The following is a 23,011-nucleotide window of genomic DNA, read 5'->3' as shown; positions in this document are numbered from 1 at the left end:
AGGCCATCATCGGCGCCGTCACCGGCTCCCTCACAGCGCCCCGGACAGTGCTGCTGGGCCGCTACGATGCCGCGGGCCGCCTGCTATACGTCGGCCGAAGCACCGCACTCCCCCAGGCCACCGGCCGCCACCTGGCCGACCCGCTGACCCCACCGGCAGGAGCGCACCTCTGGGAGGGATGGACATTCTCGGCAGGATGGGGAACACAGCGCACACTCGAGGCCCACCTGGTGCAGCCCGAGGTCGTGATGGAGGTGGCCATCGACATCGCCCGGGACAGCACCGGGCGGTGGCGGCACCCCGCCCGGCCCCACCGCATCCGCACTACGTCGACGTAACGCAGGTACCGCCGTTCGGCGAGGACGCCACCTCGTCATGAGCCTTCTCTACACCGTGGTCGGCTTCGTGGTCGGGCCGGCCACCGCGGGGAGCTCCTGGCGCAGATCGAGGTAGCAGCGCAGCCGTACACCCGGGTCACCGGGCACCCTGGTTGGCCGGTCTCCAGTCGCGGTCGCCCAGAGGCGGGCGAGCGCCTCTGGGAAAGCGAAAGCGGTGGCGTCGTCCGCGGCCGCGACGTCGACGACGACAAGCCCCGGTTCCGCGACGTGTCCGTCCCTGATCGGCTTCATGCTCTGGTCGACGCGGGAGCAGTGACGTCGGTTCGCCAGTACCGGGGAAGTTCACCCGGGCGAAGGCACCGGGCAGGGGTCGGGTGACCCAGAGGCGAATGCACTGCAGGGCAGCACCCCGCTCAAAGGGGTACCTGTCCGGCCGCTGGGAGCCTTCGCCGGCTCCAGTGCTCAGGGGTGGGACAGACTCGCTGCGTTGCTCTGACCGCCCGAAGGCGTTGATCTGGAGTCTTTCGGGGCGATTCCGTTGATGAGTAGGTCCAGGCGCGTCTTCTCGCCCTGCGCCGCGACGCGGCCGGTGGCCGACAGGGCGCAGATGCCGTGGAGCGCGGCCCAGAGCAGTTCGGCGCGTGCCTCGCGTTCGGCGGTGTCCTGGGGCAGTGCCTCCACGAATGCGTCGAAGGCTGCGAGCAGCGCCGGCGGTGTGTCGTCGCTGGCGAACTTCAGCTGCGTGGGCATCACGAACATGGCCTGGTAGAGGGCCGGGTGTTCGACGGCGAAGCGGAGGTAGGCCCGGCACACAGCGCGCGGGCCGCGTTGCGGGTCCCTTCCCCGGGCGGCAGTGCGGGCACGGCGCAGCAGTATGGCCAGTTCGGTGAAGCCCTCTTCGGCGACGGCCGCGACGATGGCGTCCTTGTCCTTGAAGTGGCTGTAGAGGACGGGTTGGCTGTATTCCACGCGTTCGGCGAGGCGGCGGGTGGTGACCGCGTCCCAGCTCTCGGCCTCGGCCAACTCGCGTGCCACGGTGAGGATCAGGCGGTGGCGCTGGGCGCGCTCCCGCTCGCGGCGATTGCTGGTGGAGGACACGAGACGAGATTCTAGCACTGCTAGACATGAGAGCAATGCTATGCCTAGCATTGCTAGCAGAACGAGCGGCGCACGGCACGGGGTCGGCGCCGTCACGAGAGGGGAACACCTGCCATGCCCACCGCCGTCACCACCGCCGCCACCGTGATCACCTGGGCGATCGCCGTCGGGATCATCCTCGTCGGCCTCCGAAACCTGTGGGTCCCGCAGGTTGCGACAGAGTTCGGCATCCCCGGCACCCGCACCGAGGACCCCGCCTTCCGTGCCTGGTTCTCCGTCCTGGCCGGCCGCGACATCGGCTACGGCCTCTTCCTTCTGATCGCGCTGCTCGGCGCAGGCACGCACCTGCACGGCTGGATGATGCTGGCCGGCTCACTCGTCACGCTCGGAGACGCAATCATCACCAAGCTCAGCGGCGGACCCGCCAAGGCGTACTACGGCATCCACGGCGGCACCACCGCCGTCATGGCCGCCACCGGCACCGTACTGCTGCTCTCCTGACCCCGACCCCCGACCATCTCCCGCAGGGGCGCCAACCGATCTCACGAGACCAGCTCAGTCCAACGCACAGCGACACTCAGCCAGAGGCACGCCTGATCGTTTCAGAATGCCGTCCTACGGAGGCGCTGGCGGCCGCATGGAACAATCCCTTCAGTCATGGGCTAAGGGGGCATGACGCCGTATGGAACGGGTTGGGATTGCGCGAGACATCGTGCTCGGTTACGTCCGCGCTCTGAACGCGATTGATGAGGCCATGAGGGTGGCGATCCCCTCGCTTGAGCGACTGGCGGACGTCGTCGGCCTGTCCCGTTCACGCCGAATCAGCCGGAGTGATCACATCGGCACCTACTCCTACGAGGTTCATGGAGCAGGGTGCCGCTTCGTCAGCGACAACGGCACTGAGGTCGATGTGGACTTCGCAGCCGACGGGAGCGAAGTCTTCGACTTCTGGCGGCTGCGCAGGTACGGGCTGAGCCTGCCGGAGCCTGTTGACGTCACGGATCAGGACATGCGGTCCGCAGTTCGATCGCTGCAACCGCTTCTGACCGAGGTTCGGCCAGGGTGGTTCAGCGTAGCCGACTGATTGCTTCAAGACGAGCTTCGTAGGCGGAGGAGACATACGAGGCTGCAGGCCAGTTCGAGCAGGCCCTGATGGAGATCAGCGCGTCGTTCGTAGCGGATGCGGAGCCGTTTGAACTGGTGCAGCCAGGCGAAGGCACGCTCGACCGCCCAGCGCACCTTGCCCAGTCCGGAGCCGTGGGCGACGCCGCGTCGGGCGATCAGGGGTTTGATGCCGCGCTTGCGTAGCAGGCGGCGGTACTTGTCGAAGTCGTAGCCCCGGTCGGCGTACAGGCGCCGGGGCCTTCGGCGGGGGCGTCCCCGGAGGGCCGCAGCCTCTCGCTGGGTGGACGTCGGCGAGGTGTCGCCGTGGCAGCTGGCCTCCGCGGCGAGCCGGGGCCAGCTGCTGTCGCCGAGCTGGCCTTGATCGCCGATCAACACCGACTGCCTCTGATCTTTGGCGCATTGTTCCTGAGAGCCTCGGCGGGCCCATGCCCGTGACGAGACATCAGGAAGGTGGACGTGCCCAAGAGAGATGACGACGAGGCAGCCCGGACGGAGAGAGCCCGGCGGATCGGTCTGTTCCGCTACATGCTCATCCGTGAGGCCGCCGACCCGGGCCTGACCAGCCGGCAGCGCGGTGCTCTGGTGCGCAAGCTGGCCCAGCAGGAGCACATCGACGCCGACGGCCGGCCGGTGCGCGTCACCCGGTGGACGCTGGACCGGTGGATCCTGGAGTGGCGCCAGGGCGGGTTCGACGCGCTGGTGCCCTCACCGCGCCAGTCCCAGCCCCGCACCCCGCCCGAGGTGGTGGAGCTGACGATGGCGCTGAAGAAGGAGAACCCGGACCGCACGGCCGCGCAGGTCAGGAGGATTCTGCGGGCCCAGCTGGGCTGGGCGCCGGACGAACGCACCCTGCAGCGGATGTTCCACCGCACCGGCCTGGTCGCGCTCAGGACGGCCAGGCCCACCGACGCCCTCGGCCGGTTCGAGGCCGACCGGCCCAACGAGTTGTGGGTGGGTGACGCGCTGCACGGGCCGCGGATCGACGGCCGCAAGACGTACTTGTTCGCGTTCCTGGACGACCATTCACGGGCGGTGGTCGGACACCGCTGGGGGTTCGCGGAGGACACCGTCCGCCTGGCCGCCGCCCTGCGTCCGGCCTTGGCCGCCCGCGGTGTCCCGCAGTACATCTACGTTGACAACGGAAGTGCCTTCGTCGACTCCTGGCTGCTGAGGGCCTGCGCGAAACTCGGCGTCAAGCTGGTTCACTCCGCCCCCGGCCCCGAGGGACGCGGGAAGATTGAGAGGTTCTTCCGCACCGTCAACGGCGAGTTCACCGTCGAGATCGCCTCCGACAAGGGCGACGTCGGCCGCGAGATCAATGACCTCGCGGAGATGAACCGCCTGTGCACCGCGTGGGTCGAGAACATCTACCACCGCCGTGTCCACAGCGAGACCAAGCAGGAACCACTCCAGCGGTGGATGGCCGGCGCCCCCTTCCCCGTCCCCCGGCCCGCCGACCTCGCCGAAGCCTTCCGCTGGTCAGAACACCGCCGAGTCGCCAAGCCCTCGACCGTCTCCCTGCACGGCAACCGCTACCAGGTCGAACCCGAACTGGTCGGCCACAAGGTCGAGCTGGTCTTCGACCCCTTCGACCTGACCTTCCTGCGGGTCCGCCTCGACAGCAAGGACGCGGACACCGCACCCCGTTCCAGATCGAGCGGCACTCCCATCCCAAGGCCGGGCCCGAAGTCCCCGCCGAGGAACCCAAGGTGACCACCGGCATCGACTGCCTCCACCTGGTCGACAACGCACACTCCAACCACCTCGGACAGAAGATCAACTACGCGGCGCTGGCCGGACCGCCCGCCCACGCCGTCGACCTCAGCCAGCCCCCGGCCCGCCAACTCCCAGGAGACTCGCGTGATTGAGAAACTGCAGGCCCACTACGGGTTCGAGCGCATGCCCTTCGGCCGCAACCTGGCGCCCGGCATGCTGCACCGCCACGACTCCCACAATCAGGCCGTCGCCCGCATCTCCTGGTGCATCGCCGAACGCTCCATCGGCGTGGTCACCGGTGAGGTCGGCGCCGGCAAGACCGTCTCGGTCCGCACCTGCCTGGACACACTGGACCCGTCGAAGTACACCGTCGTCTACATCGCCGACCCGATGATCGGGGTCCGCGGCATCCACGAGGAGATCGTCAACGTCTTCGGCCAGACGCCCGCCCACCTCGGCTAGCGGCTGACCGTCCAGACGACCAAGGCCCTGCTGTCCGAGCGCGAGGAACGCGGACGCACCCCTGTCCTCGTCATCGACGAGGCCCACCTGATGTCCTATGAACAGTTGGAGACCGTCCGCATGCTCACCAATCAGGGCATGGACCAGGACTCCCCGCTGTCCTGCCTGCTGGTGGGCCGGCCCACCCTCAGACGCACCATGAAACTCGCCGTCCTGGCGGCACTCGAACAGCGGACCGCCCTGCGCTACACCATGCCGGGCATGACCTCGACCGAGACGACCAGCTACGTCGCCCACCACCTGAAGATCGCCGGGCGTCCTGATCAGCTGTTCACCGAGGATGCCCTCACGCTGATCCACACGACCTCGCGCGGCTACCCGCGGGCAGTCAACAACCTCTCCCTGCAGGCCCTGGTCGCCGCGTTCGCCACCGGCAAGAACCTCGTCGACGCAGCCGCCGCCCGCGCCGCCGTGAGCGAGGTGGTCGGCGACTGACCTCACATTTCAGTGTTCCGACCTTGCTCCGCGCCGAATTCGCGCGACATGCCGCGAAGGCTCTGGAACGCTGCGGGCCTGGGCCTGGCGCCTGGACACGATCAATCGTGCCGACACTTGATGGATAGTCAATGAGTTTCACGCTTGAGGGACCGGTTCTGGAAGGCACGCTCGTGCGCCTGGAGCCGCTGGAACACCGCCATGCGGCGGACTTGGCCGCAGCCGCAGAAGAAGACCGGAGCTCATATCGGTTCACGTGGGTACCTACGGCAGCCGAGGTTGAGGGGTATATCGATGCACAGCTTGCCCGAGCCGCTGCCGGGAAGCTGGCCCCCTACGCGCAGGTGGATCGGACCTCGGGTCGGGCGGTCGGGGCCACGGCCTACTGGGATCCGCGGCCGTGGCCGACAAGAAGCGGTCTGTGCGCGATCGAGGTCGGTTTCACCTGGCTCACGGCATCAGCCCAGGGCACGGGCGTGAACACCGAGGCCAAGCACCTGCTGTTCCGGCACGCGTTCGAGAACTGGGAGGTGGCGCGCGTCGACCTCAAGACGGACGCACGCAACAGCCGTTCAAGGGCCGCGATCGAAGGGGTGGGCGCACGCTTCGAGGGCGTGTTGCGGAACTGGTCCCGTTCCTGGGCGCCGGGCGAAGACGGCCAGCTCCGTGACTCTGCGATCTTCTCCATCACCGCAGCGGAGTGGCCGGAGTGCCGAGCAAGGCTCGAACAGCGGATCGCATGCATCTTGGCCCGCATGCAACCGGGAGCCGATCTGCCTGCCCCCACCTGAGTCCGATCATCCTCGACACGGCCGGCGGCGACGCCGACAGCGGCACCTCGCCGATGAGAACGACACCCTGCCGACGACCGCCCCGCCGGAATCTCCGCCGGCGGGGCATCGCCGTCACCGTTCGTCGGCATCGTGAATGCCGCCTTCATGGGCGTTTTCAACGCCGGGCAACACCCTCTTCACTCGAAAGAGCGAATCTTTTTCGTGTTCGCGCAGGAAACCACCGCACCACAGCTGCAAGCCATCCGCAGATACAGGGGGTGAGGCGTCGCACCAGGAGCGCGAAGCATGGGACATGACAGCGTGTGCGGGAATGGCGGATCCACCGCGGACGTACGGGGAGGAGGCCCTGCACCAGCGGCAGGAGCACGGTGCAGGGCCTCCTCGCATGGGGTCGGGCGCGTCAGCCGCGGTCGTCCGGCACCTCGGCTGGTGTCTCGACAGCGTGCTGCGATACGCCCGCACCGCGCACCGGCACCCCGCCTGAGTCTGCGGGCGCCCGTCCAGCGCTACGACCGTGCTCCTCCGCCCCGCCGCGTCCCAGCCGTCCAGGAAGGCGGCCAGGGCGCGGCGTCGCTCTTCCTCGCGGTCGATCTGCCGGGCGAGGACGTCGCGGTCGGCGTACGGGTCGACGGCGGCGAGGGCCCGGCGCCGGAGTTCGGCCGGCTCCAGCGCCTTCGCCTCCTACTGCACCGGGCGGCGGGGGTCGAAGCCGTAGCGGCGGGCGAAGGCCGGCCACCCCGGATCGCCGCGCTTGCCCTCGGTCGCGGGCAGTTCGTAGGCGCGCACCTGCTCGTAGGTCAGCAGCACCCGCTTGGTGTGGCTCCAACAGCCCGTGCGCCACCCAGTCCCGCTCGATGTCCTCGCCGGAGCAGTCGAAGTCGCCTGTGTTTCTCCTGGGCGTCCCGAGTATGTGGCTGGAGTTTCCGCAGTTCAGGGGCGGTCCGGTCCGGGGTGCTTTGGTGGATGCGACAAGTGTGGTGCACGGAGCTCGTCACCCCGATCGTTGTCTGATGCTGGCTCGTGGGAATCGCGCTGTGTCGGGGGCGGCGCGCGGAGGCCGGTGCCCGGGTGCGGAGTTCCCCGCCCCCCGGTTGGCGCTGTCAAATCGTCAGGGCCGGACTGGGAGGTTGGCCTCCCAGCCGTCGAGAAGTCGTTCGAGTCCCAGTTGGAAACCGCGCTCGGCACTGTCGGCCGCGTGGGGAAGTTCGGCATCACGAATGACGCGGGCGAGGAGTGGATGGTGGCCGGCCTTGACGACTTTGTCGAGGTAGGGCTTGTGGGCGTCCATCCATTCCTGGTTGCCGACTCCGGAGCGTCGGACGGCTTCCTGTTGGGCGAGTTCGCCGATGGCGTAGCCGCGGACGAAAGCGTGGAGCGTATCGACGACGGTGATCATGACGTCGATGTCGAAGCCGAGGGGATCGAGGGCGGCGAGTGCGTGTTCGGTGGCATCGAGGGAGTTCGGTCCAAGTGATGGGCGCCCTGCCGTGAGGGAGGTCATCCAGGGATGCCGGTGGATGGTGGCCCGGGAGCGATGGGCCAGTGTCCGCAAGTCGCCGCGCCAGTCGCCGGTGGGGGCAGGCAAGTCGCCGTCTTCGGCCACCACGGCGTCGAGCATGAGATCGAGCAGGTCGTCCTTGGATGCCAGGTAGCGGTAGAGCGAGGCGGTGCCCGTTCCCAGTTCCTTGGCGACGCGCCGCATGGACAGTGCCTCGACGCCCTCGGCGTCGGCGATGGCGATGGCGGCGGCGGTGATCTCCGCCCGGGTACGTGAGGGTGCTGGGCCTTTCGCGGCTCGCTCCGGCCGGTTCCAGACCACCGTGTGCGCGTCGTCCATCGGGTTTCCCTCCACACTACTGCGTCCGCTGTTCGCAGTAATGCTATCGTGGCGCCGTTACTGCGAACACTGTGCCCGCATAGAACGCGTCCAGTCGAAAGGGAAACCACCATGACCACTCCCGTCACGATCATCGGCGCCGGGCTCGGCGGCCTGACCCTCGCCCGGGTCCTGTACCTGCACGGCATCCCCGCGACCATCTACGAGGCCGAGACATCGGCGGACGCACGCACCCAGGGCGGCCAGCTCGACATCCACGAGTACAACGGGCAGCTCGCCCTCGAAGCGGCCGGCCTCACCGACGAGTTCCGCACGATCATCCACGAAGGCGGCCAGGCCGTCCGCGTGCTCGACCAGCGCGGCGCGGTCCTGCTCGATCAGCCCGACGACGGCACAGGCGGGCGCCCCGAGGTGCTCCGCGCAGACCTGCGGCGGGTCCTGCTCGACTCGCTGCCCGGCGAGGCGATCCGGTGGGGACACAAGGTCACAGGCGTCCGCTCCCTCGGAGACGGAAGGCACGAGCTGGCGTTCGTCGACGGGTCGACCGTGACGACCGCTCTCCTCGTGGGCGCGGACGGCGCCTGGTCGAGGGTCCGACCGCTGCTCTCCGACGCCAAGCCCGAGTACGTCGGCACGTCGTTCATCGAGACCTACCTGTACGACGCCGACCGACGCCACCCCGCAGCGGCCAAGGCCACCGGCGACGGTTCCCTGTTCGCTGTCACGGCCGGCAAGGGCATACTCGGCCATCGGGAGGCCAACGCCGTTCTCCACACCTATGTCGCGCTCAACAAGCCGCAGGACTGGATCGCCGCCATCCTCGCCAGTCCCGAAACGGCGGCGGCCCAGCTCGCGGCGGAATTCACCGGATGGGCGCCTGAACTCACCGCACTCATCACTGACGGCGAGGCCGCCCTCGCCCTGCGCCCGATCAGCGCCCTACCGATCGACCACAGCTGGGACCGCGTTCCGGGAGCGACGCTGCTGGGCGACGCCGCCCACCTCATGTCACCGTTCGCGGGAGAGGGCGCCAACCTCGCTATGCTCGACGGCGCCGAACTCGGCAAGGCCATCGCCGCACACCCCGACGACACCGAAGCCGCCCTCGCGGAGTACGAGCAGGCCCTCTTCCCCCGCAGCGCCCGGTTCGCCGCCGAATCCGACCAGAACCACCAGCTCATCTTCGGCGACAACGCCCCCGCCGGCCTGCTCGACCTGCTCACCGGCCACGAGCCGACCGACTGAGCAGGGCCCACAGACCCGCGATCGTGAACCACAGGCTCTGATGCCGGTCCGCACAGCGGCCGGCCGTGCGACATTGAGGCGGCCGCGTGGACGTATGGGTGAAGCGGCCGGAGGGCGCCGACTACGACAACGTTCCGCCCGTGGCCAGCGCGGTTCGCGCCAGCCCGCGCAGCCAGGCGTGGGCGTGGTCGGTGTCGTAGCGCTGATGCCATGACAGGTATATCGGTGCCGACGGCACTTCGAGCGGGAGGGGCAGCACGGCCAGGCCGAGGTCGGCGACCGCTGGGCGCGTGGTGGCTTCGGGGACGCTGATCAGGAGATCGGAGCCGCGCGCGAACTCCAGCGCGGCCGCTTCGGTGGGCGCGGTCGCCACCACGCGGCGAGTGAGGCCGAGCCGTGCGAGGGCGTCGTCGAGGGCATTGCTGAGGTTTCCACGTCGCGAGACGGTGACGTGCTCAGCGGCGGCGTACCGCTCTGCGGTGACGGTCCTCGCACGGGTGAGGGGGTGCCCCTGCCTCACGACGATGACGAGGCGGGTCTCGCCCACGTTCTCGGCACGGATGTCCGGCGCGCTCGGGCGGTTGGCGTTCGCCTCCAGGTCGACCTCGCCGCGCCGCAACTCGGGTGTGTCGATGCTCGATTCCGCGACGAAACGCAATCGCACGCCCGGCGCTTGTTCACGTGCGGCCGAGAGCAGTGCGGGGCCGCTCAAGGCGACCAGGGAATCGTGCCAGCGGAGTGTGAAGGTGCGCTCCAGCGTTGTCAGATCGAGTTCACGGCTCGGTGCCAGCACCCCTTGGACCTGGTGCAGCAGCTCGTGCACCTGTTCCCGGACGGCGATCGCGTACGGCGTCGGGGTCATCGTGCGGCCGGTGCGCACCAGGATCTGATCCCCGGTCGTGCGCCGGATCCGGCCCAGGCTGCGGCTCATCGCGGGGGCGGTGACATGCAGGCGTGCGGCCGCCCCGGCCACACTGCCCTCCTCCAGCAGCGCGTCGAGCGAGGCCAGCAGATTCAAATCCAATTGCATGCGAGTAATCCTAGCCGTGCTTTACATGCATTTGAAGTTAATCAAGGGGCTGTATACCTTCGAAACCAGAGCGCCGAACAGAGCGCACAGTACGGCCCGACGGCCTCATCACCTGCTACTCACAAGGGAGTTCACCATGCCCGAAACGCTTCAGACCACCGACGCCGCCGCCTCCGATGCCGACCTGCTCGCCCAGACCGCGATCGCCGTGCGCGCGGCCGGCTCCGCGCTGCGCGAGCGCTTCGGCGAGGTGGTCCGCTACCGGAGTCGCGACGAGCTGATGCGCGCGCTCGCCGCCAACGACGACACGGCCCTCGACATCCTGCGCCCCCGCCTCACGCGCCTGCGTCCGGACGCCGGGTCGGTGGAGGACGAACTGGACGGAGGGGCGCTGCCGCCCGGCGAATGGTGGGTCGTGGACCCGGCCGAAGGCAACGTCAACCACCTGCACGCCCTGCCGGAGTGGGCGGTGACCGCCACCCTCGTGCGTGAGAACCAGCCGGTGCTCACCGCGGTCCACCTGCCGTTGACCGGCGAGACCTACACGGCGCTCACCGGCGCGGGCGCCCACCTCGACGGCCGGCCGCTGCACATCTCCCAGACTGTGGACCTCGGCCTGAGCATCGTGGCCACCAGCCAGGCCCGGCCGGACGAGGACGAGAAGGTGGTGCGGCGCGTCGGCTCCTCGATCACCGCGATGCTCTTCGACGCGCTCGTCGTCCGCACCGCCGTGCCCGCGACCCTGCACCTGACCAACGTGGCCGCTGGCCGCATCGACGCCTTCTGGCAGTTCGCCGGGGCCCGCGCGGATCTGCTGCCCGGGGCGCTGCTCGTCACCGAGGCCGGCGGACAGATCTCCGACGCCCAGGGCCGCCCCTGGACCCCGCAGAGCGAGAGCTTCCTGGCCGCCGCGCCCGGCGTCCACGCCCAGGCCGTCGCCACGCTCTCACGCTGACCGGACACCACAGCCCGCACCCACGTAAAGGAGCACATCATCATGACCACGATCGCAGTTCTCGGAAACGGCCGCGTCGGCGGCAACCTGGCCACAGCCCTCACCCGGGCCGGGCATGAGGTGACCGTGGCGGACCGCGCGCCGGGCGCCGCCGTCGACGCCGCCCGGACAGCCCAGATCGTCATCAACGCCACCCCGGGAGCAGGCTCGCTGGAGCGGCTCGCCGCCCTGCGCGAGGAACTGCGCAGCAAGATCCTCGTCGACGTCTCCAACGCCACCACCGACGGACCGGACGGACTGCCCGCCGACCTGATCTACCCCGGCTCAAGCCTCGCCGAGCAACTGCAGGAAGCGCTCCCCGAGACCCGCGTCGTCAAGACCCTCAACACCATGCTCTTCCCGGTGATGACCGCGCCGGCCACGCTCACCCAGGCGCCAACCGCGTTCCTCTCCGGCGACAACCCGCAGGCCAAGCAGACCGTCCGTGAACTGCTCAGCGACCTCGGCTGGCAACCGGAGTGGATCACCGACCTCGGCGGAATCCAGACCGCCCGCGCCACGGAGGCCGCGATCCTCTTCGTCCCGCACGTCATCCGGTCCACCGGATTCACACCCTTCGCGATCTCGATCGCCCGCTGACCCGTACCCAGCGCACCGCCCCCGGCGGGCCCGCATCCAGAACAGACACGCCGCCGACCGCCGGCCATCGAGCGGCCGGCCCGGGCTCTGCTCAGCCCGGTGGCGGTTGAGCTGAGCCGTCCCGGCTCGCGCACGATCGCGGCCTTCGCCACCAACTCGATGAGCTGGTAGTGCACCGATGCCCTGCTGCGCATGCCGACGGCTGCCCCGATCTGCTGCATCGTCGGCGCGTGGCCGTGATCGGCGATGTGCTGGCGGATGCAGCTCAGGATGCGCTCCTGGGCGTCGGTGAGGTAGCCGACGCGGTGCATAATGCAATTAGAGCATTTGTTCGAATTTATGGGCAAGCGGAGACACGGCACCCCGGGAGCAGCGGATGAGTGGTGAACAGCCGCTCTCGCGTCTCGAGGCGCTGCGTTTCGCCCGGCGCGTCGTCGAGCAGCAGGCGATGCGGCAGCTGCGGGTCATCAACCGGTGGATCGCCGAGGAGGAACGACGCGAGGCGGAGCGGCGCCAGGGAGAAGAGAGACGGCCACCTCCGCCGGAGTGGCTGATCCAGTACGGGCTCAACCGCACCAACGTCGACGCCGTGCACACCGGCGGCTGCTGGGCGGCCGCGAAGAGCGGACGCTGCCGCCCGGTCACCCGGCAGCAGGCTATGGAGGCACTGCGCCAGCGGGTGCCGGCCTGCGTCCACTGCCGACCGGACACGGCCCTGGGCATCCTCGACTAGGGCCGGCTGCCGGGCGACCGGACGCTCGCTGCCGGGCTCCCGGGCGTCGGTGGGGAAGGGATCGCCGCATGACATGGTCGCTGCCCAAGCCGATGCTGAGCGTCGCCGCGGACAGTCCTGTGCTGGCCGCCGGGTGGGCGGCGGAGCCGAAGTTATGGTTGGGGTTTTGTTCTGTCCGTTGTCCACTGCGGGCATGGGGCAGGGCCCTCCGGCGTGAAGGGCCCTGGACCAGTGGTGGCGTCGGTTCTGGCACCGTGCTCCGACGCGGTCGCGAACGCGTCGTCCAAGCTTTCGATGGTGCCCTGCGCGGCGATACGCAGGGCACCGTGTCCGGGATCGCCCGCGCCGCGAGCGCCGCCCGTCGCGGCCTCAAGCTCTTCTCTCAGCTGCCGGTTCCCCAAGGTGGCCCGCCAGATGTGGCAGGCGGCGAGTGCCGCCACCAGGCGCATAGGTCAGGACCAGAGGGACGCCGGTGGCCTGCGGCCTGAAACGCCGCGTCTTGCCTCCGCACTCGCCGGCGATGACCTTTTTCGGTTCACGCACTGTCGGCGGGCAGCGTCGGGTAGTCGGTGTAGCCGCGGTGGTCGCCGCCGTAAAAGGTGGCCGCATCGGGGGTGTTGTAGGGGCCGCCGGCTGCGAGGCGGGCGGGCAGGTCCGGGTTGGCCAGGAACAGCGCGCCGAAGGCGACGATGTCCGCGGTGCCGTCCTCGATGTGGTTGAGAGCGCCGGGGCCTGTGGTCTCGGGGTGGGTGAAGGGGTTGAGGATGAACGCCGTCGGCCAGTCCTTGCGCAGCCGGGCGGTCAGGTCGCGGTCCGGGCTCTCGACCAGGTGCAGGTAGGCGAGGCCCAGCCGGCCGAGTCCGGCGATCAGGGTGGCGTAGGTCTCCAGCACGTTGGCCGGGTCGGTCTCGGCGATGTCGTTGTAGGGGTTGCCGGGAGAGATACGGAAGCTGGTCCGGTGGCCGCCGATCGCCTCCGCGACCGCCGTGGCGACCTCGATACCGAAGCGGGCCCGGTCTGCGGCACCGCCTCCCCAGCTGTCGGTGCGCAGATTGGTGTTGGGGGCGAGGAACTGGTGGATCAGGTAGCCGTTCGCCCCGTGGATCTCCACGCCGTCGAAACCGGCGGCGATCGCGTTGCGCGCGGCGTCGGCGTAGTCGGCGATCGTCTGGGCGATGCCGTCGGGGTCCAGTTCCTTGGGCGTGACGTAGTCCTGGGGGCCCTGGTAGGTGAACACCTGGCCCGCCGCCGCGACCGGGGAGGGGGCGACGGGGTGGAGTCCGTCGGGCAGCAGGCTGGGGTGGCTGATCCGGCCGGTGTGCATGAGCTGCGCGAAGATCGTGCCGCCCTGGGCGTGGACGGCGTCGGTCACCTTCCGCCAGGCGTCGACCTGCTGGGCGGAGTGCAGGCCGGGGGTGTTGGTGTAGCCCTGGCCGCCCACCGACGGCTGTATGCCCTCGGTGATGATCAGGCCGGCGCTCGCGCGCTGGGCGTAATAGGTGGCCATCAGCTCCGTCGCCGTGGCGGCGGGAGCATCGGCGCGGCTGCGGGTCATCGGCGCCATCGCGATGCGGTTGGCGAGCGTCTTGCCGCCCAGGTCGATCGGGTCGAACGCGGTGGTCATGGCAGCTTCCTTCGAAGAATGGTCAGGTGAAAGAGGCAGGCGGCGGCACGGTCCTGCGGGGTGGCGGAGAACTGGTGATCGGCAAGGCCAGGGTGGGCCGCCGCTGGAAAACAGTCATTGGCGTCAGCTGTGGCCGAAGGCTGCCGCGGTGGCCACGCACGAGAGCAATGTGCTCGCCGAGGTCGCCGAACGCAGGCTGCTGACCAGGAATTTGCGGAACGTCAACGCCCTGACGGACCCGACGGTCCTCAAGCCGGTGATCGCCGCTGTGACCGCGCGCTCAAAGGGGGCGGGCACAGTGTCGCCGGTCGGGCGCCTGTCCATGCGTTCGTGGGGCTGCCGCATGGACAGGCGTGACCGTGGGCCTCAAGCCGCTTCGAGGAAGGGGTAGTCGGTGTAGCCCTCGGCGCCCGGCCCGTAGAACAGTTCCGGCCGCGGCTCGTTCTCCGGGTGGCCACCCTGCCAGCGCGCGACCAGGTCGGGGTTGGCGATGAGGGCCCGGCCCACGGCCACGGCGTCGGCGTGGCCGGCCTCGATCTGCTGGAGCGCCTGCTCGCGGGTGGTCTGCCCCCCGAAGGGGCCGTTGTTGACGATCAGCTTGCTGTCGAAGCGCCGCCGCAGCTCCTGTACAAGGTCGCCGCCCGGCTCGGTGTGCAGTACGGAGAGGTAGGCCAGGCCCAGCGGGCGCAGTTGGTCCATCAGGGTGCCGTAGGTGGCCAGGACGTCGTCCCGGTCGGTCTCGAAGACGTCCCCGAGGTCGACCTCCGGCGAGATCCGCAGCCCGACCCGCTCGGCACCGACGGCCTGGGCGACCGCCGTGACGACCTCGACGACGAAGCGGGCGCGGTTGTGCGGCGAGCCGCCGTACTCGTCGGTGCGCTGGTTGGCCGCCGGGGAGAGGAACTCCTGGAGCAGGTAGCCGTTGGCGCCGTGGATTTCCACGCCGTCCGCTCCCGCCTCGATGGCCCGGCGGGCCGCGGCGACGAAGTCCTCCAGGGCTGCCCGGATCTCTGCGGTGGTCATCGCTTCCGGTACGGGGTAGGGCTGCTCGCCCTTCTCGGTGAACGTCTTGTTGTCGATGGCGATCGCGCTGGGGGCGAGGATGCGGCGGCCGCCGTTGATGTCGGGGTGGGTGCCGCGGCCGGCGTGCATGATCTGCAGGACGATGCGGCCGCCCTCGGCGTGCACCGCCTCGAACACCCGCTGCCAGCCGGCCGCCTGCTCGTCGGTGGCGATGCCCGGCTCGCCGACATACCCCTGCGACGCGTGGTCGGGGTAGGTGCCCTCGGTGATGATCATTCCGACGCTCGCCCGCTGCCGGTAGTACTCGACCATCAGGTCCCCGGGAATGCCGGAGGAGCCGGCCCGGACCCGGGTCAGCGGTGCCATGACGATGCGGTTGGCGAGCTCGATCTTCCCAAGGGCGACGGGGGAGAAAAGCGACGGGACGGGCGACACTTCTGAAACGTTGACAGTCATGGGTTTCTTTCTGCAATACGGAGTGAAACGGGATGTAAAGCCTGCGACGCAGGGGGTCCACGTGTCCCGGCGGAGGCGCGGATGCGGTCCTTGGGCAGGCGCGGGCCCGTTGACGGTGACGCGGTTCCATGACCGCGATCGGGGTGTTGGTGGTGTTGGCGGCGAACGCGGTGAGAGCCGCATGCCGTCGGCGTCGGCGCCGGTCAAGCGCAACTGCCTGCCGGAGTACGGGCGTTCGCTGCTTGCACACGATCAGCAGTCAGCCAGGTGACGAAGTCATGGGTCCGCCGCCGGAGTCGGTACGGATCGGTGTCTGCAGGCCGCGCCGCGACCGACTCCCTCGACGCGCCCCCGCGAAGGACCGATACATGGCTTCACCTGGAACGCGCTTTTCGGCGGTGGCGGGAACAGCGATCTCAGTGCTCCTCATGCTCACCGGCCTGAGGCACTTCCGCCGGCCGATCGCCTATCGGACCGCCTGCTCCACGAAAGCGCGGGCCTAGCTGAGCGGCACGTCCGCGACGGCCTTGAGGTGGCTGAACGTCTCCAGGGAGTACCGGCCGTGGTAGCGGCCCATGCCGCTTTCGCCGACGCCGCCGAAAGGCAGTCCCGGCATGAGCAGCTGTATCACCGGCTGGCCCCAGGCGACGCCGCCGGAGGACGTCTCCTTCACGAGGCGCGACTTGATGTCCTCGGAGGTGGTGAAGGCGTAGAGGGCGAGGGGCTTGTCGCGTTCGTTGATGAAGGCGATGGCGGCATCGAGGTCTTCGACTTCGACGACGGGGAGGATCGGACCGAAGATCTCTTCCTGCATGATGGGCGATGCGGGGTCGACATCGGTGAGCACGGTCGGGGCGATGAACAGGTCGTCGCGGTCGTGCTGGCCTCCCACCGCCGCCCGGCCGGAATCCAGCAGACGGGTGAGCCGGTCGAAATGCCGCTCGTTGATGATCCGGCCGAAACCGGCTGAGGTCTGCGGGCTGGTGCCGAACTGGGCGTCGACCGCCGCGCGCAGGGCGGGAACCAGTGCGGCGGCGGTGGCCGGATCGGCCAGTACGTAGTCGGGGGCTATGCACTGCTGCCCCGCGTTGCCGAACTTGGCGCCGACCAGCCGCTTCGCGGTCTCGTCCACGTCGGCGTCGGGGGCCACGAAGACCGGCGACTTGCCCCCGAGCTCAAGCGTGACCGGGGTGAGGTTCTTGGCGGCTGCGGCCATGACGATCCGGCCGACCGTGCCGTTACCGGTGTAGAAGATCTGGTCGAAACGCTGCGCCAGCAGGGCCGTGGTCTCCTCGGCGCCCCCCTCGACCACGGTGAGCACATCGGCGTCGAAGTACTGGCGCAGCAGGCGGGAAGCCACCGCCGAGGTGTGCACCGACATCTCGCTCGGCTTGGCCACCACGGTGTTCCCGGCGGCCAGCGCGCCGATGATGGGGTCGATGAGAAGGTGCAGCGGGAAATTCCACGGAGCGATCACCAGGACCACCCCGAGCGGGTCGTACGTGGTGTAGGCCGTGGTCGTGGGACCGAAGTGGGCGGGAACCTCGACCGGGCGGGGCTCAAGCCAGCTCTCGAGGTTCGCCAGTGCCTCGTCGATGTCGGCGACGGTGAAGTCGATCTCCTGCATTTTTGCCTCGGCGGCGTTCTTCCTCAGATCCGCCCAGAGCGCATCGAGCAGCTCCTGCTCGTTCTCCACCAGCAGGGCCCGCAGCCGCTGCAGCTGGTCGACGCGCCAGTCCAGTGGGCGGGTGACACCGGTGTTGAACGTCGCACGAAGGCGGCCCACCACCTCCGCAGCCGTCTCGCTCTGGTGCGTCCTCGACTCGATCCCCTGTGTTGCGCTCATGGGATGTACTCCGTTCTTGATCCGGGCCACGCCCCGGCCGTCTTCCAGCCGGGCACAGTGGCCAGCGTGCTGGACGATCCGGCATCCACCCAGGTCACGGCTTTGCGTACGTGCGCGGTGCCTACCACTGGTTGGGTCAGGAAGGTGTGCGTGCGACCGTGGATACTCGAGGCATGGACGAATACCCCGAACCGGTGCACGAGCTGGCCGCCGGCGCCCTGGACCCGCGTGCCGAGCTCAGTGAGTTCCTGCGCACCCGACGCGCCCGGCTGAAGCCGGAGGACGTGGGACTGCCGGACTACGGGCGGTACCGGCGGGTGCCGGGGCTGCGCCGCGAGGAGCTGGCGCAGCTGGCCGGGGTGTCCGTGGCGTACTACACACGCCTGGAGCAGGGCAACGGGCGGCACGTGTCGCCGGAGGTCCTCGACGCCATCGCCCGCGCGCTCAGGCTGAGCGACGCCGAGCACGCCCACCTCACACACCTGGCGAAGCCGAAGCAGCACAAGAAGAAGCCGGCCGGCCGCGCCCAGCAGGTGCGGGGCCCCCTGCGGACGCTGCTGGACACCATGGACGGTGTTCCGGCGATCCTCGTGGGGCGGCGCTCGGACATCCTTGTCTGGAACCGGATGGCCGCGGCGGTCTTCGGCGACTGGGCCGAGCTGCCGGCGAGGGAGCGGAACTGGGCGCGGCTGGTCTTCCTGAGGCCCGAGTACCGCGACTTGTTCGTGGACTGGGAGCACAAAGCGAGCGACGTCGTCTCTCAGCTGCGCATGGATGCCGGCTCCCATCCCGACGACCCCCGACTGTCCGCGCTGGTGGGCGAACTCTCCGTCAAGAGCGAGGAGTTCAGGCGGCTGTGGGCCACCCACGACGTCAAGGAGAGGTGCCACGGTATCCAGCGCCTGCACCACCCGCTCGTCGGCGAACTCGATCTCCGCCTCGAGTCGTTCCACCAGGCCGACGCCCACGAGCAGATGCTGGTGACCTACCACGCCGAACCGAACTCCCCGTCGGCGGAGGCTCTGCGACTGCTGGCCAGCTGGGGCGCGGACGCGACCCGGGCGGGAACGAGCACGCCGTCGGCACGCACGGCTTGATCAACTCCCCTTGATCACCGGTACTCGGCTGAGCGCCACGCCCAGCGACCTTATCCACGCCAGGCGCCTGCGGGGGGTGTCGGATTCAGGACGTCCCGGGTGGCGCGGGCCTGCTGCGGTTGGGCAGTGGAAGAACGGTGCCGCCGCTGCGCAGGGCGTCGTTTTCGAGGGCCAGCTGGCGGATCGCCTCCTCGTACAGAGCGAGAGTGCGGCGCAGGTCGGTGTTCTCCTTCCGTAGCCGACTCAGGTTGGCTTCCGTACGTGCCTCGGATCCGGAGGGTTCCGTCGGCGTCGCAGGCCGGGCCAGCACCGGGATGCGGGGCCGGAAGTGCACGTCGACCAGGTCGCTGGACGATAGTCCGTGGACAGCTCAACAGCACATAAGCTAAGTGGGACGGTTCTCCAGATACTCAGATGTGTCTCATGTCGTCATCGATCAGGCGAACAAGTCTGTATCTCGCGGTCGAGCGACGGACTTCCGTGTCCGCGTGCCACGGTTGAGGTGAGCCGTGTCGTCCGGTCATGCACGTGGGGCAGGCCAGGAGGTGAGGGGTAGCGGGCCGCGGTCGATGACGGTGCGGATGCAGAAGGTGCTGCGGGCGTCGCGAACGGGACCGATGGCCAGGATCTGGTCTGTGAGCACCTTTTCGAAGGTGCTCAGGTCTGGCACGGCGAGCTCGACGAAGAAGTCGGCGTCGCCGGAGACGACATGGCAGGCGACCACGTGGTCGATCGCCTTCAGTGCCTCTTCGACGACCTGGGAGGTGGTGCGGGAGTGCTCGACCTTGAGGGAGAGGAACACCGTCAGCCCCAGGCCGAGGCGGTCGCGGTCCAGATCGGCGCGGTAGCCGGCCAGGACCCCGTCCTCTTCCAGCGCCTTGGTGCGGCGCAGGCAGGACGAGGGTGACAGGCGTACGGCCTCGGCGAGGTCGACGTTGGGGGTGCGTCCGTGGCGCTGGAGGTGGTCCAGGATCGCCCGGTCGATGCGGTCGTACAGGGGGCGTGGCATGAAATGCAGCGTAACGGCCACATCGGCGAACAATTCTGCGCCCGATGGCCATCCGGGCACTGGTTGCGCCATCGCGTGCCGCTCTTGGCGGCGCATCCTGGTCACGCGCTCCGGCCATGACGCCGGACCCGCCGCCTTCCTACCCCTCTCACGCACACCGGACTGCCTCATGCACCCCTTCCCCCTGGAACCCGACCGCGCCGCGATGACCGAGATGGGCCGTCTCGTCCTGGACCGTGTCGTCGACCGCACCGAGAACCTCGCGGCCCGCCCCGCGACCAGCCCTCTGTCCCCGCAGGCCGAGGCCGACCTGGCGGAGTCCTTCCTGGCGCCGCCGCCCGCCCGGGGCGGTGACCTGAAGGCTCTGCTCGCGCGCCTGGACGAGGCCGCCGACTGCGCTCTGGAGACGGCCGGGCCCGGCCACCTGGCGTACATCCCGGGCAGCGGTCTGTACTCGGCCGCGCTCGCCGAGTTCTACAACCGTGCTGTCAACCGCTACGGCGGCCTGGCCTCGGTAGCCCCGGTGCTCGCCGCGCTGGAGGAGAGTGTGATCCGCTGGACGGCCCGCGAGGTGTGCGGCCTCCCGGAGGGCAGCGGCGGCCTGTTGACCAGCGGTGGCTCGATGGCCACGTTCTCCGCGACGGTCGCCGCCCGCCACGACAGGCTCGGCGAGGATCTCGCCGGCGGCACCGTCTACACCACTGCCTTCGCCCACCACTCCGTCGCCAAGGCCGCCCGCCTCGCCGGCATCCGCGCGGCCCATATACGTACCGTGCCGCACACCCCCAACCTGCGGATGGACCCTCACGCCGCCGCCGCGATGATCCGCGCCGACCGGGACGCCGGGCTGCGGCCGTTCCTGCTGGTGGCCACCGCCGGCACCACCGACACCGGCACCATCGACCCGCTGCCGCAGCTGGCCGACCTGGCCCGCCGCCAGGACGTGTGGTTCCACATCGACGCGGCCTACGGAGGCTTCTTCCGGCTCACCTCACGCGGCGCAGAACGCCTCACCGGTATCGAGAAGGCCGACTCGATCACCCTGGACCCGCACAAGACCCTCTTCATGCCGTTCGGCACCGGCGCCCTGGTCGTCCGCGACCTCGCCGCCCTGCACGCCGCACACGACGGCACCGGCAGCTACCTCCAGGACATGCAGGCGGCGGGGAGCGTCCCGGACTCCGGCCGGCTCGGGCCCGAGCTGACCCACGAGATCCGCGGTCTGCGGGCCTGGCTTCCCCTGCACCTGCACGGGGTGGACGCCTTCCGCGCGGCCCTGGACGAGAAACTCGACCTGGCCGAACACGTCCACGCCACACTGTCCGGCGTAGCGGAGCTGGAGGTCCCCCAACGCCCCGACCTGTCCACCGTGATCTTCCGCATCCGCCCCACCGACGGCAGTCGGGCCGCCGCCGAGCGGGCCGATGAGGCCAGTCGCCGTCTGCTGGAGCGGATCAACGGCCACCGGCGCATCGTGCTCTCCAGCACGGTGGTCGACGGCCGCTACACCCTGCGCGTGTGCGTGGTCTCCCACCGCACCCACCACGACCGCATCACCGAGGCCCTGAAGATCATCACTGCCGAAGCCAGGAACATCCCCGCCGCGTAGCCGGCGACGGCCCTGGACCCTGGTGGTGTCCACCTGAGGGACGCCTAGATCAAATCACGAATACACGGAGGACTTCATGACCATCCATCCCGACTCCCTTCCCGCCAGGGGAACAGCCATCGTGACCGGTGCCTCCTCGGGCATCGGTGCGGCCTACGCACGTCAGCTCGCTGCGGATGGTCACGATCTGGTGCTGGTGGCGCGTCGCGCCGAGCGTCTCCGCGCACTTGCCGCGGAGCTGACCGGGCAGCACGACGTACGAGTGGAAACCGTCGTCGCGGATCTGAGCGATGCCGGTGACCTGGACCGGGTTGCCCGGCGAACCGCCGAGGACGACGTCGAGCTGCTGGTGAACAACGCGGGCATCAACGGCTACGGCCCCTTCGCCGAGACCGATACAGCACTGCTGGAGAAGGTGATGGCCGTGAACGTGGTGGCGCTCACCCGACTCGCTCGTGCAGCTGTGCCAGGCATGCTGGCACGCGGCCGCGGCGCCGTGGTGAATGTGGCTTCCACCCTCGCCTTCGCCGGTTCGCTTCCGCCGGACCCTCTGCCGGTGCGGGCGGTCTATGGAGGGACCAAGGGGTACGTAGTCACCTTCAGCCGAACCCTCGCCGCAGAGTTGGACGGTGCGCCGGTTCGTATCCAGGTACTGTGCCCCGGGCTGACGGCAACCGAGTTCCATCTCACCCAGGGCCAGGATCCGGTAGCCGGTGACGTAGCACGAGTACACGACGACGGAGGCATGCCCGTCGAGGACGTGGTGACCGCTTCGCTGAGGGCCTTGGAAACCGGCGAGGTCGTGTGCGTGCCCGGACTGGTCGACGGCGAGGCAGTGGATCGCATCGCCGCGGCGGAATTCGGGCTCCGCTCCTCGTCCACCAGCACACTCGCCCCGCGATACCGGAACCGCGCCCAGCAGTGAGTCCCCGGCCGCCCTTACTCGAAGGCCGCGACATCCACCGCCACCGCTTCACCGCGGCTCCGGTTCAAGCGCATCCATACTGACCTCACGCCCGACGGTGCCGCCCGGCTCGACACCCCCGCCGGGGAGCAGGCTCCGGCTCTCAATGGCCTGACCGGGTGATTCCATCCGCAAGCTGCTCCACGGTGTGGAGCACCCCCTGGCCGAAGGCCGTGGGGGCGATGAGAACTCCGAAGGCCATGACGATGATCACGGTCAGCAGTTCGTCGTTGCGGCTGCGGGCCTGGGTCCGGCGGCGCAGCCGGAGGTAGATGATGACCGCCAGCAGGAACGCTACGTTGATCGACAGCATCACGCGGCCAGTCCTCCCCCTTGAGACAACCTCCCAGCCTTCTGATGTAGCCAGAAATCCCTATTGGAGGCCGACCGTTTCACGGCGCACCTGCTCTCCCCGGAGGGCCTGCTCCCGCAACCCCGGCTGACCGACCTCGCGACGGCCTTCGCAGCGGAGACGGCCACGCTGCTGCCTCCTGGCGGGGGCGAGCGGTGAAGAAGGCGACGTTGCGCACGGTGGTGATGTCCTTGGCGGACAGGGGGACAGGGGCGTTGCAGTTCACCGTCTGCGTAAGCCGAGTGCTGGGTGGAGACGCGGCCGACCGTGGCGGAGACGTCCAGGCGGACCTGCTCCGGTGTGAGGCGCGGCCGGCACGCCAACCCGTGGCGGGCATGTCCGCCCTGATGGCGACGTTCATGCTGAACTCTCCGCCGAGGGCGCGAGCCGTGGCGCCCCACAGGCCATTCAGCGCGACGCGCCCAGTCGGGTGGCCCCGGCGGAGGCTGGGGCCAGCGGGCCCATTGCCCAGTTCCGGTCAGCCTGCGCGCGGCCACTGCCAACGCTGCTTGTCCGCTGGAGCGGAAGCTGTTGCGTCTGGCGAAGAGGGCGTGCTCCAGCCGA

At 69.5% G+C, this 23,011-nt stretch carries 25 protein-coding genes and 3 pseudogenes; 15 read left to right on the top strand and 13 right to left on the bottom strand.

Annotated elements, in window-relative coordinates:
• Positions 1 to 386: 386 nt before the first annotated feature.
• Positions 387 to 629, bottom strand: coding sequence for a DUF6207 family protein (locus ACH45E_RS07245; protein WP_361457814.1), 243 nt, complete (start codon positions 627 to 629; stop codon positions 387 to 389).
• 171 nt (positions 630 to 800) lie between these two features.
• Positions 801 to 1,436, bottom strand: coding sequence for a TetR/AcrR family transcriptional regulator (locus ACH45E_RS07240; RefSeq protein ID WP_361457817.1), 636 nt, complete (start codon positions 1,434 to 1,436; stop codon positions 801 to 803).
• A gap of 114 nt (positions 1,437 to 1,550) precedes the next feature.
• Here ACH45E_RS07240 and ACH45E_RS07235 point away from each other — a divergent pair, with 114 nt between their 5' ends.
• Together ACH45E_RS07235 and ACH45E_RS07230 are read left to right on the top strand one after the other, a co-directional pair.
• Positions 1,551 to 1,937 (top strand): DUF4267 domain-containing protein, encoded by a 387-nt coding sequence (locus ACH45E_RS07235; protein ID WP_361457820.1) that lies wholly within the window; start codon positions 1,551 to 1,553, stop codon positions 1,935 to 1,937.
• Between the two features lie 181 nt (positions 1,938 to 2,118).
• Positions 2,119 to 2,520 (top strand): DUF6896 domain-containing protein, encoded by a 402-nt coding sequence (locus ACH45E_RS07230; RefSeq protein WP_361457823.1) that lies wholly within the window; start codon positions 2,119 to 2,121, stop codon positions 2,518 to 2,520.
• Positions 2,521 to 2,525: 5 nt separating this feature from the next.
• Here the strand turns inward: ACH45E_RS07230 and ACH45E_RS07225 are convergent.
• Positions 2,526 to 2,819, bottom strand: a pseudogene (locus ACH45E_RS07225) (transposase); the annotation flags it as partial.
• A 198-nt stretch (positions 2,820 to 3,017) separates the two neighbouring features.
• Here ACH45E_RS07225 and ACH45E_RS07220 point away from each other — a divergent pair.
• From ACH45E_RS07220 to ACH45E_RS07200, 5 genes and pseudogenes are all read left to right on the top strand, one after another.
• On the top strand, positions 3,018 to 4,274 hold the full coding sequence (locus ACH45E_RS07220) for a DDE-type integrase/transposase/recombinase (RefSeq protein WP_361457826.1): 1,257 nt from the start codon (positions 3,018 to 3,020) through the stop codon (positions 4,272 to 4,274).
• Positions 4,271 to 4,429, top strand: a complete 159-nt coding sequence (locus ACH45E_RS07215) for a hypothetical protein (protein WP_361457829.1) — start codon at positions 4,271 to 4,273, stop codon at positions 4,427 to 4,429. The genes ACH45E_RS07220 and ACH45E_RS07215 overlap by 4 nt, the downstream gene beginning before the upstream one ends.
• Positions 4,430 to 4,460: 31 nt before the next feature.
• Positions 4,461 to 5,234 (top strand): annotated as a pseudogene (locus tag ACH45E_RS07210) (ExeA family protein).
• A 131-nt stretch (positions 5,235 to 5,365) separates the two neighbouring features.
• Complete coding sequence (locus ACH45E_RS07205; RefSeq protein WP_361457832.1) at positions 5,366 to 6,025, top strand: GNAT family protein; 660 nt, start codon at positions 5,366 to 5,368, stop codon at positions 6,023 to 6,025.
• A gap of 313 nt (positions 6,026 to 6,338) precedes the next feature.
• Positions 6,339 to 6,512 carry a hypothetical protein gene (locus tag ACH45E_RS07200; RefSeq protein WP_361457835.1) on the top strand — a complete coding sequence of 58 codons (174 nt, stop codon included), beginning with the start codon at positions 6,339 to 6,341 and terminating at the stop codon, positions 6,510 to 6,512.
• Between the two features lie 197 nt (positions 6,513 to 6,709).
• On the opposite strand, the gene ACH45E_RS07195 is transcribed toward ACH45E_RS07200, so the two are convergent.
• On the bottom strand, positions 6,710 to 6,835 hold the full coding sequence (locus tag ACH45E_RS07195) for a hypothetical protein (protein ID WP_361457838.1): 126 nt from the start codon (positions 6,833 to 6,835) through the stop codon (positions 6,710 to 6,712).
• A gap of 301 nt (positions 6,836 to 7,136) precedes the next feature.
• Entirely contained in the window at positions 7,137 to 7,865 is a 729-nt protein-coding gene (locus ACH45E_RS07190; RefSeq protein ID WP_361457841.1) for a TetR/AcrR family transcriptional regulator, read from the bottom strand.
• 111 nt (positions 7,866 to 7,976) lie between these two features.
• On the opposite strand from ACH45E_RS07190, the gene ACH45E_RS07185 reads away from it, so the two are divergent.
• Positions 7,977 to 9,110, top strand: a complete 1,134-nt coding sequence (locus ACH45E_RS07185) for an NAD(P)/FAD-dependent oxidoreductase (RefSeq protein WP_361457844.1) — start codon at positions 7,977 to 7,979, stop codon at positions 9,108 to 9,110.
• A 121-nt stretch (positions 9,111 to 9,231) separates the two neighbouring features.
• Here ACH45E_RS07185 and ACH45E_RS07180 read toward each other — a convergent pair whose 3' ends face one another.
• Entirely contained in the window at positions 9,232 to 10,140 is a 909-nt protein-coding gene (locus tag ACH45E_RS07180) for a LysR family transcriptional regulator (protein ID WP_361457847.1), read from the bottom strand.
• A gap of 136 nt (positions 10,141 to 10,276) precedes the next feature.
• On the opposite strand from ACH45E_RS07180, the gene ACH45E_RS07175 reads away from it, so the two are divergent.
• Positions 10,277 to 11,095, top strand: a complete 819-nt coding sequence (locus ACH45E_RS07175; RefSeq protein ID WP_361457850.1) for a 3'(2'),5'-bisphosphate nucleotidase CysQ — start codon at positions 10,277 to 10,279, stop codon at positions 11,093 to 11,095.
• Positions 11,096 to 11,137: 42 nt separating this feature from the next.
• A complete protein-coding gene (locus ACH45E_RS07170) occupies positions 11,138 to 11,734 on the top strand; it encodes an NAD(P)-binding domain-containing protein (RefSeq protein ID WP_361457853.1) in 597 nt (198 codons plus the stop codon).
• Between the two features lie 128 nt (positions 11,735 to 11,862).
• Here the strand turns inward: ACH45E_RS07170 and ACH45E_RS07165 are convergent.
• Positions 11,863 to 12,045 (bottom strand): annotated as a pseudogene (locus ACH45E_RS07165) (hypothetical protein); the annotation flags it as partial.
• Between the two features lie 65 nt (positions 12,046 to 12,110).
• Here ACH45E_RS07165 and ACH45E_RS07160 point away from each other — a divergent pair.
• A complete protein-coding gene (locus tag ACH45E_RS07160) occupies positions 12,111 to 12,467 on the top strand; it encodes a DUF6233 domain-containing protein (RefSeq protein WP_361457856.1) in 357 nt (118 codons plus the stop codon).
• A 535-nt stretch (positions 12,468 to 13,002) separates the two neighbouring features.
• Here the strand turns inward: ACH45E_RS07160 and ACH45E_RS07155 are convergent.
• The 3 genes from ACH45E_RS07155 to ACH45E_RS07145 form a co-directional block, all read right to left on the bottom strand.
• On the bottom strand, positions 13,003 to 14,091 hold the full coding sequence (locus ACH45E_RS07155; RefSeq protein WP_361457859.1) for an alkene reductase: 1,089 nt from the start codon (positions 14,089 to 14,091) through the stop codon (positions 13,003 to 13,005).
• 366 nt (positions 14,092 to 14,457) lie between these two features.
• Positions 14,458 to 15,570 (bottom strand): alkene reductase, encoded by a 1,113-nt coding sequence (locus tag ACH45E_RS07150; protein ID WP_361457862.1) that lies wholly within the window; start codon positions 15,568 to 15,570, stop codon positions 14,458 to 14,460.
• Positions 15,571 to 16,069: 499 nt separating this feature from the next.
• Positions 16,070 to 17,416 (bottom strand): aldehyde dehydrogenase family protein, encoded by a 1,347-nt coding sequence (locus tag ACH45E_RS07145; protein ID WP_361457865.1) that lies wholly within the window; start codon positions 17,414 to 17,416, stop codon positions 16,070 to 16,072.
• Between the two features lie 173 nt (positions 17,417 to 17,589).
• Here ACH45E_RS07145 and ACH45E_RS07140 point away from each other — a divergent pair, with 173 nt between their 5' ends.
• Positions 17,590 to 18,513 (top strand): helix-turn-helix transcriptional regulator, encoded by a 924-nt coding sequence (locus tag ACH45E_RS07140; RefSeq protein WP_361457868.1) that lies wholly within the window; start codon positions 17,590 to 17,592, stop codon positions 18,511 to 18,513.
• 85 nt (positions 18,514 to 18,598) lie between these two features.
• Here the strand turns inward: ACH45E_RS07140 and ACH45E_RS07135 are convergent, their stop codons facing one another.
• Positions 18,599 to 18,847 carry a hypothetical protein gene (locus tag ACH45E_RS07135; RefSeq protein ID WP_361457871.1) on the bottom strand — a complete coding sequence of 83 codons (249 nt, stop codon included), beginning with the start codon at positions 18,845 to 18,847 and terminating at the stop codon, positions 18,599 to 18,601.
• Between the two features lie 186 nt (positions 18,848 to 19,033).
• Positions 19,034 to 19,522: an Lrp/AsnC family transcriptional regulator gene (locus ACH45E_RS07130; RefSeq protein ID WP_361457874.1), complete on the bottom strand. Its 489-nt coding sequence runs from the start codon at positions 19,520 to 19,522 to the stop codon at positions 19,034 to 19,036.
• A 169-nt stretch (positions 19,523 to 19,691) separates the two neighbouring features.
• Here ACH45E_RS07130 and ACH45E_RS07125 point away from each other — a divergent pair, with 169 nt between their 5' ends.
• Both ACH45E_RS07125 and ACH45E_RS07120 read left to right on the top strand, forming a co-directional pair.
• The gene (locus ACH45E_RS07125; RefSeq protein WP_361457877.1) at positions 19,692 to 21,131 is read left to right on the top strand and encodes an aminotransferase class V-fold PLP-dependent enzyme; all 1,440 of its coding nucleotides are present in this window, start codon (positions 19,692 to 19,694) and stop codon (positions 21,129 to 21,131) included.
• A gap of 76 nt (positions 21,132 to 21,207) precedes the next feature.
• Positions 21,208 to 22,056 (top strand): SDR family oxidoreductase, encoded by an 849-nt coding sequence (locus ACH45E_RS07120; protein WP_361457880.1) that lies wholly within the window; start codon positions 21,208 to 21,210, stop codon positions 22,054 to 22,056.
• A 142-nt stretch (positions 22,057 to 22,198) separates the two neighbouring features.
• Here the strand turns inward: ACH45E_RS07120 and ACH45E_RS07115 are convergent, their stop codons facing one another.
• Complete coding sequence (locus tag ACH45E_RS07115) at positions 22,199 to 22,408, bottom strand: hypothetical protein (RefSeq protein WP_399040149.1); 210 nt, start codon at positions 22,406 to 22,408, stop codon at positions 22,199 to 22,201.
• A gap of 63 nt (positions 22,409 to 22,471) precedes the next feature.
• Here ACH45E_RS07115 and ACH45E_RS07110 point away from each other — a divergent pair, with 63 nt between their 5' ends.
• Positions 22,472 to 22,606: a hypothetical protein gene (locus ACH45E_RS07110; RefSeq protein WP_361457600.1), complete on the top strand. Its 135-nt coding sequence runs from the start codon at positions 22,472 to 22,474 to the stop codon at positions 22,604 to 22,606.
• Positions 22,607 to 23,011 lie beyond the last annotated feature (405 nt).

Origin of the sequence: Streptomyces sp. NPDC020299, assembly GCF_044387825.1 — a bacterium.
Classification (GTDB): domain Bacteria; phylum Actinomycetota; class Actinomycetes; order Streptomycetales; family Streptomycetaceae; genus Streptomyces.
This window is presented reverse-complemented; position numbering and strand designations above follow the sequence as displayed.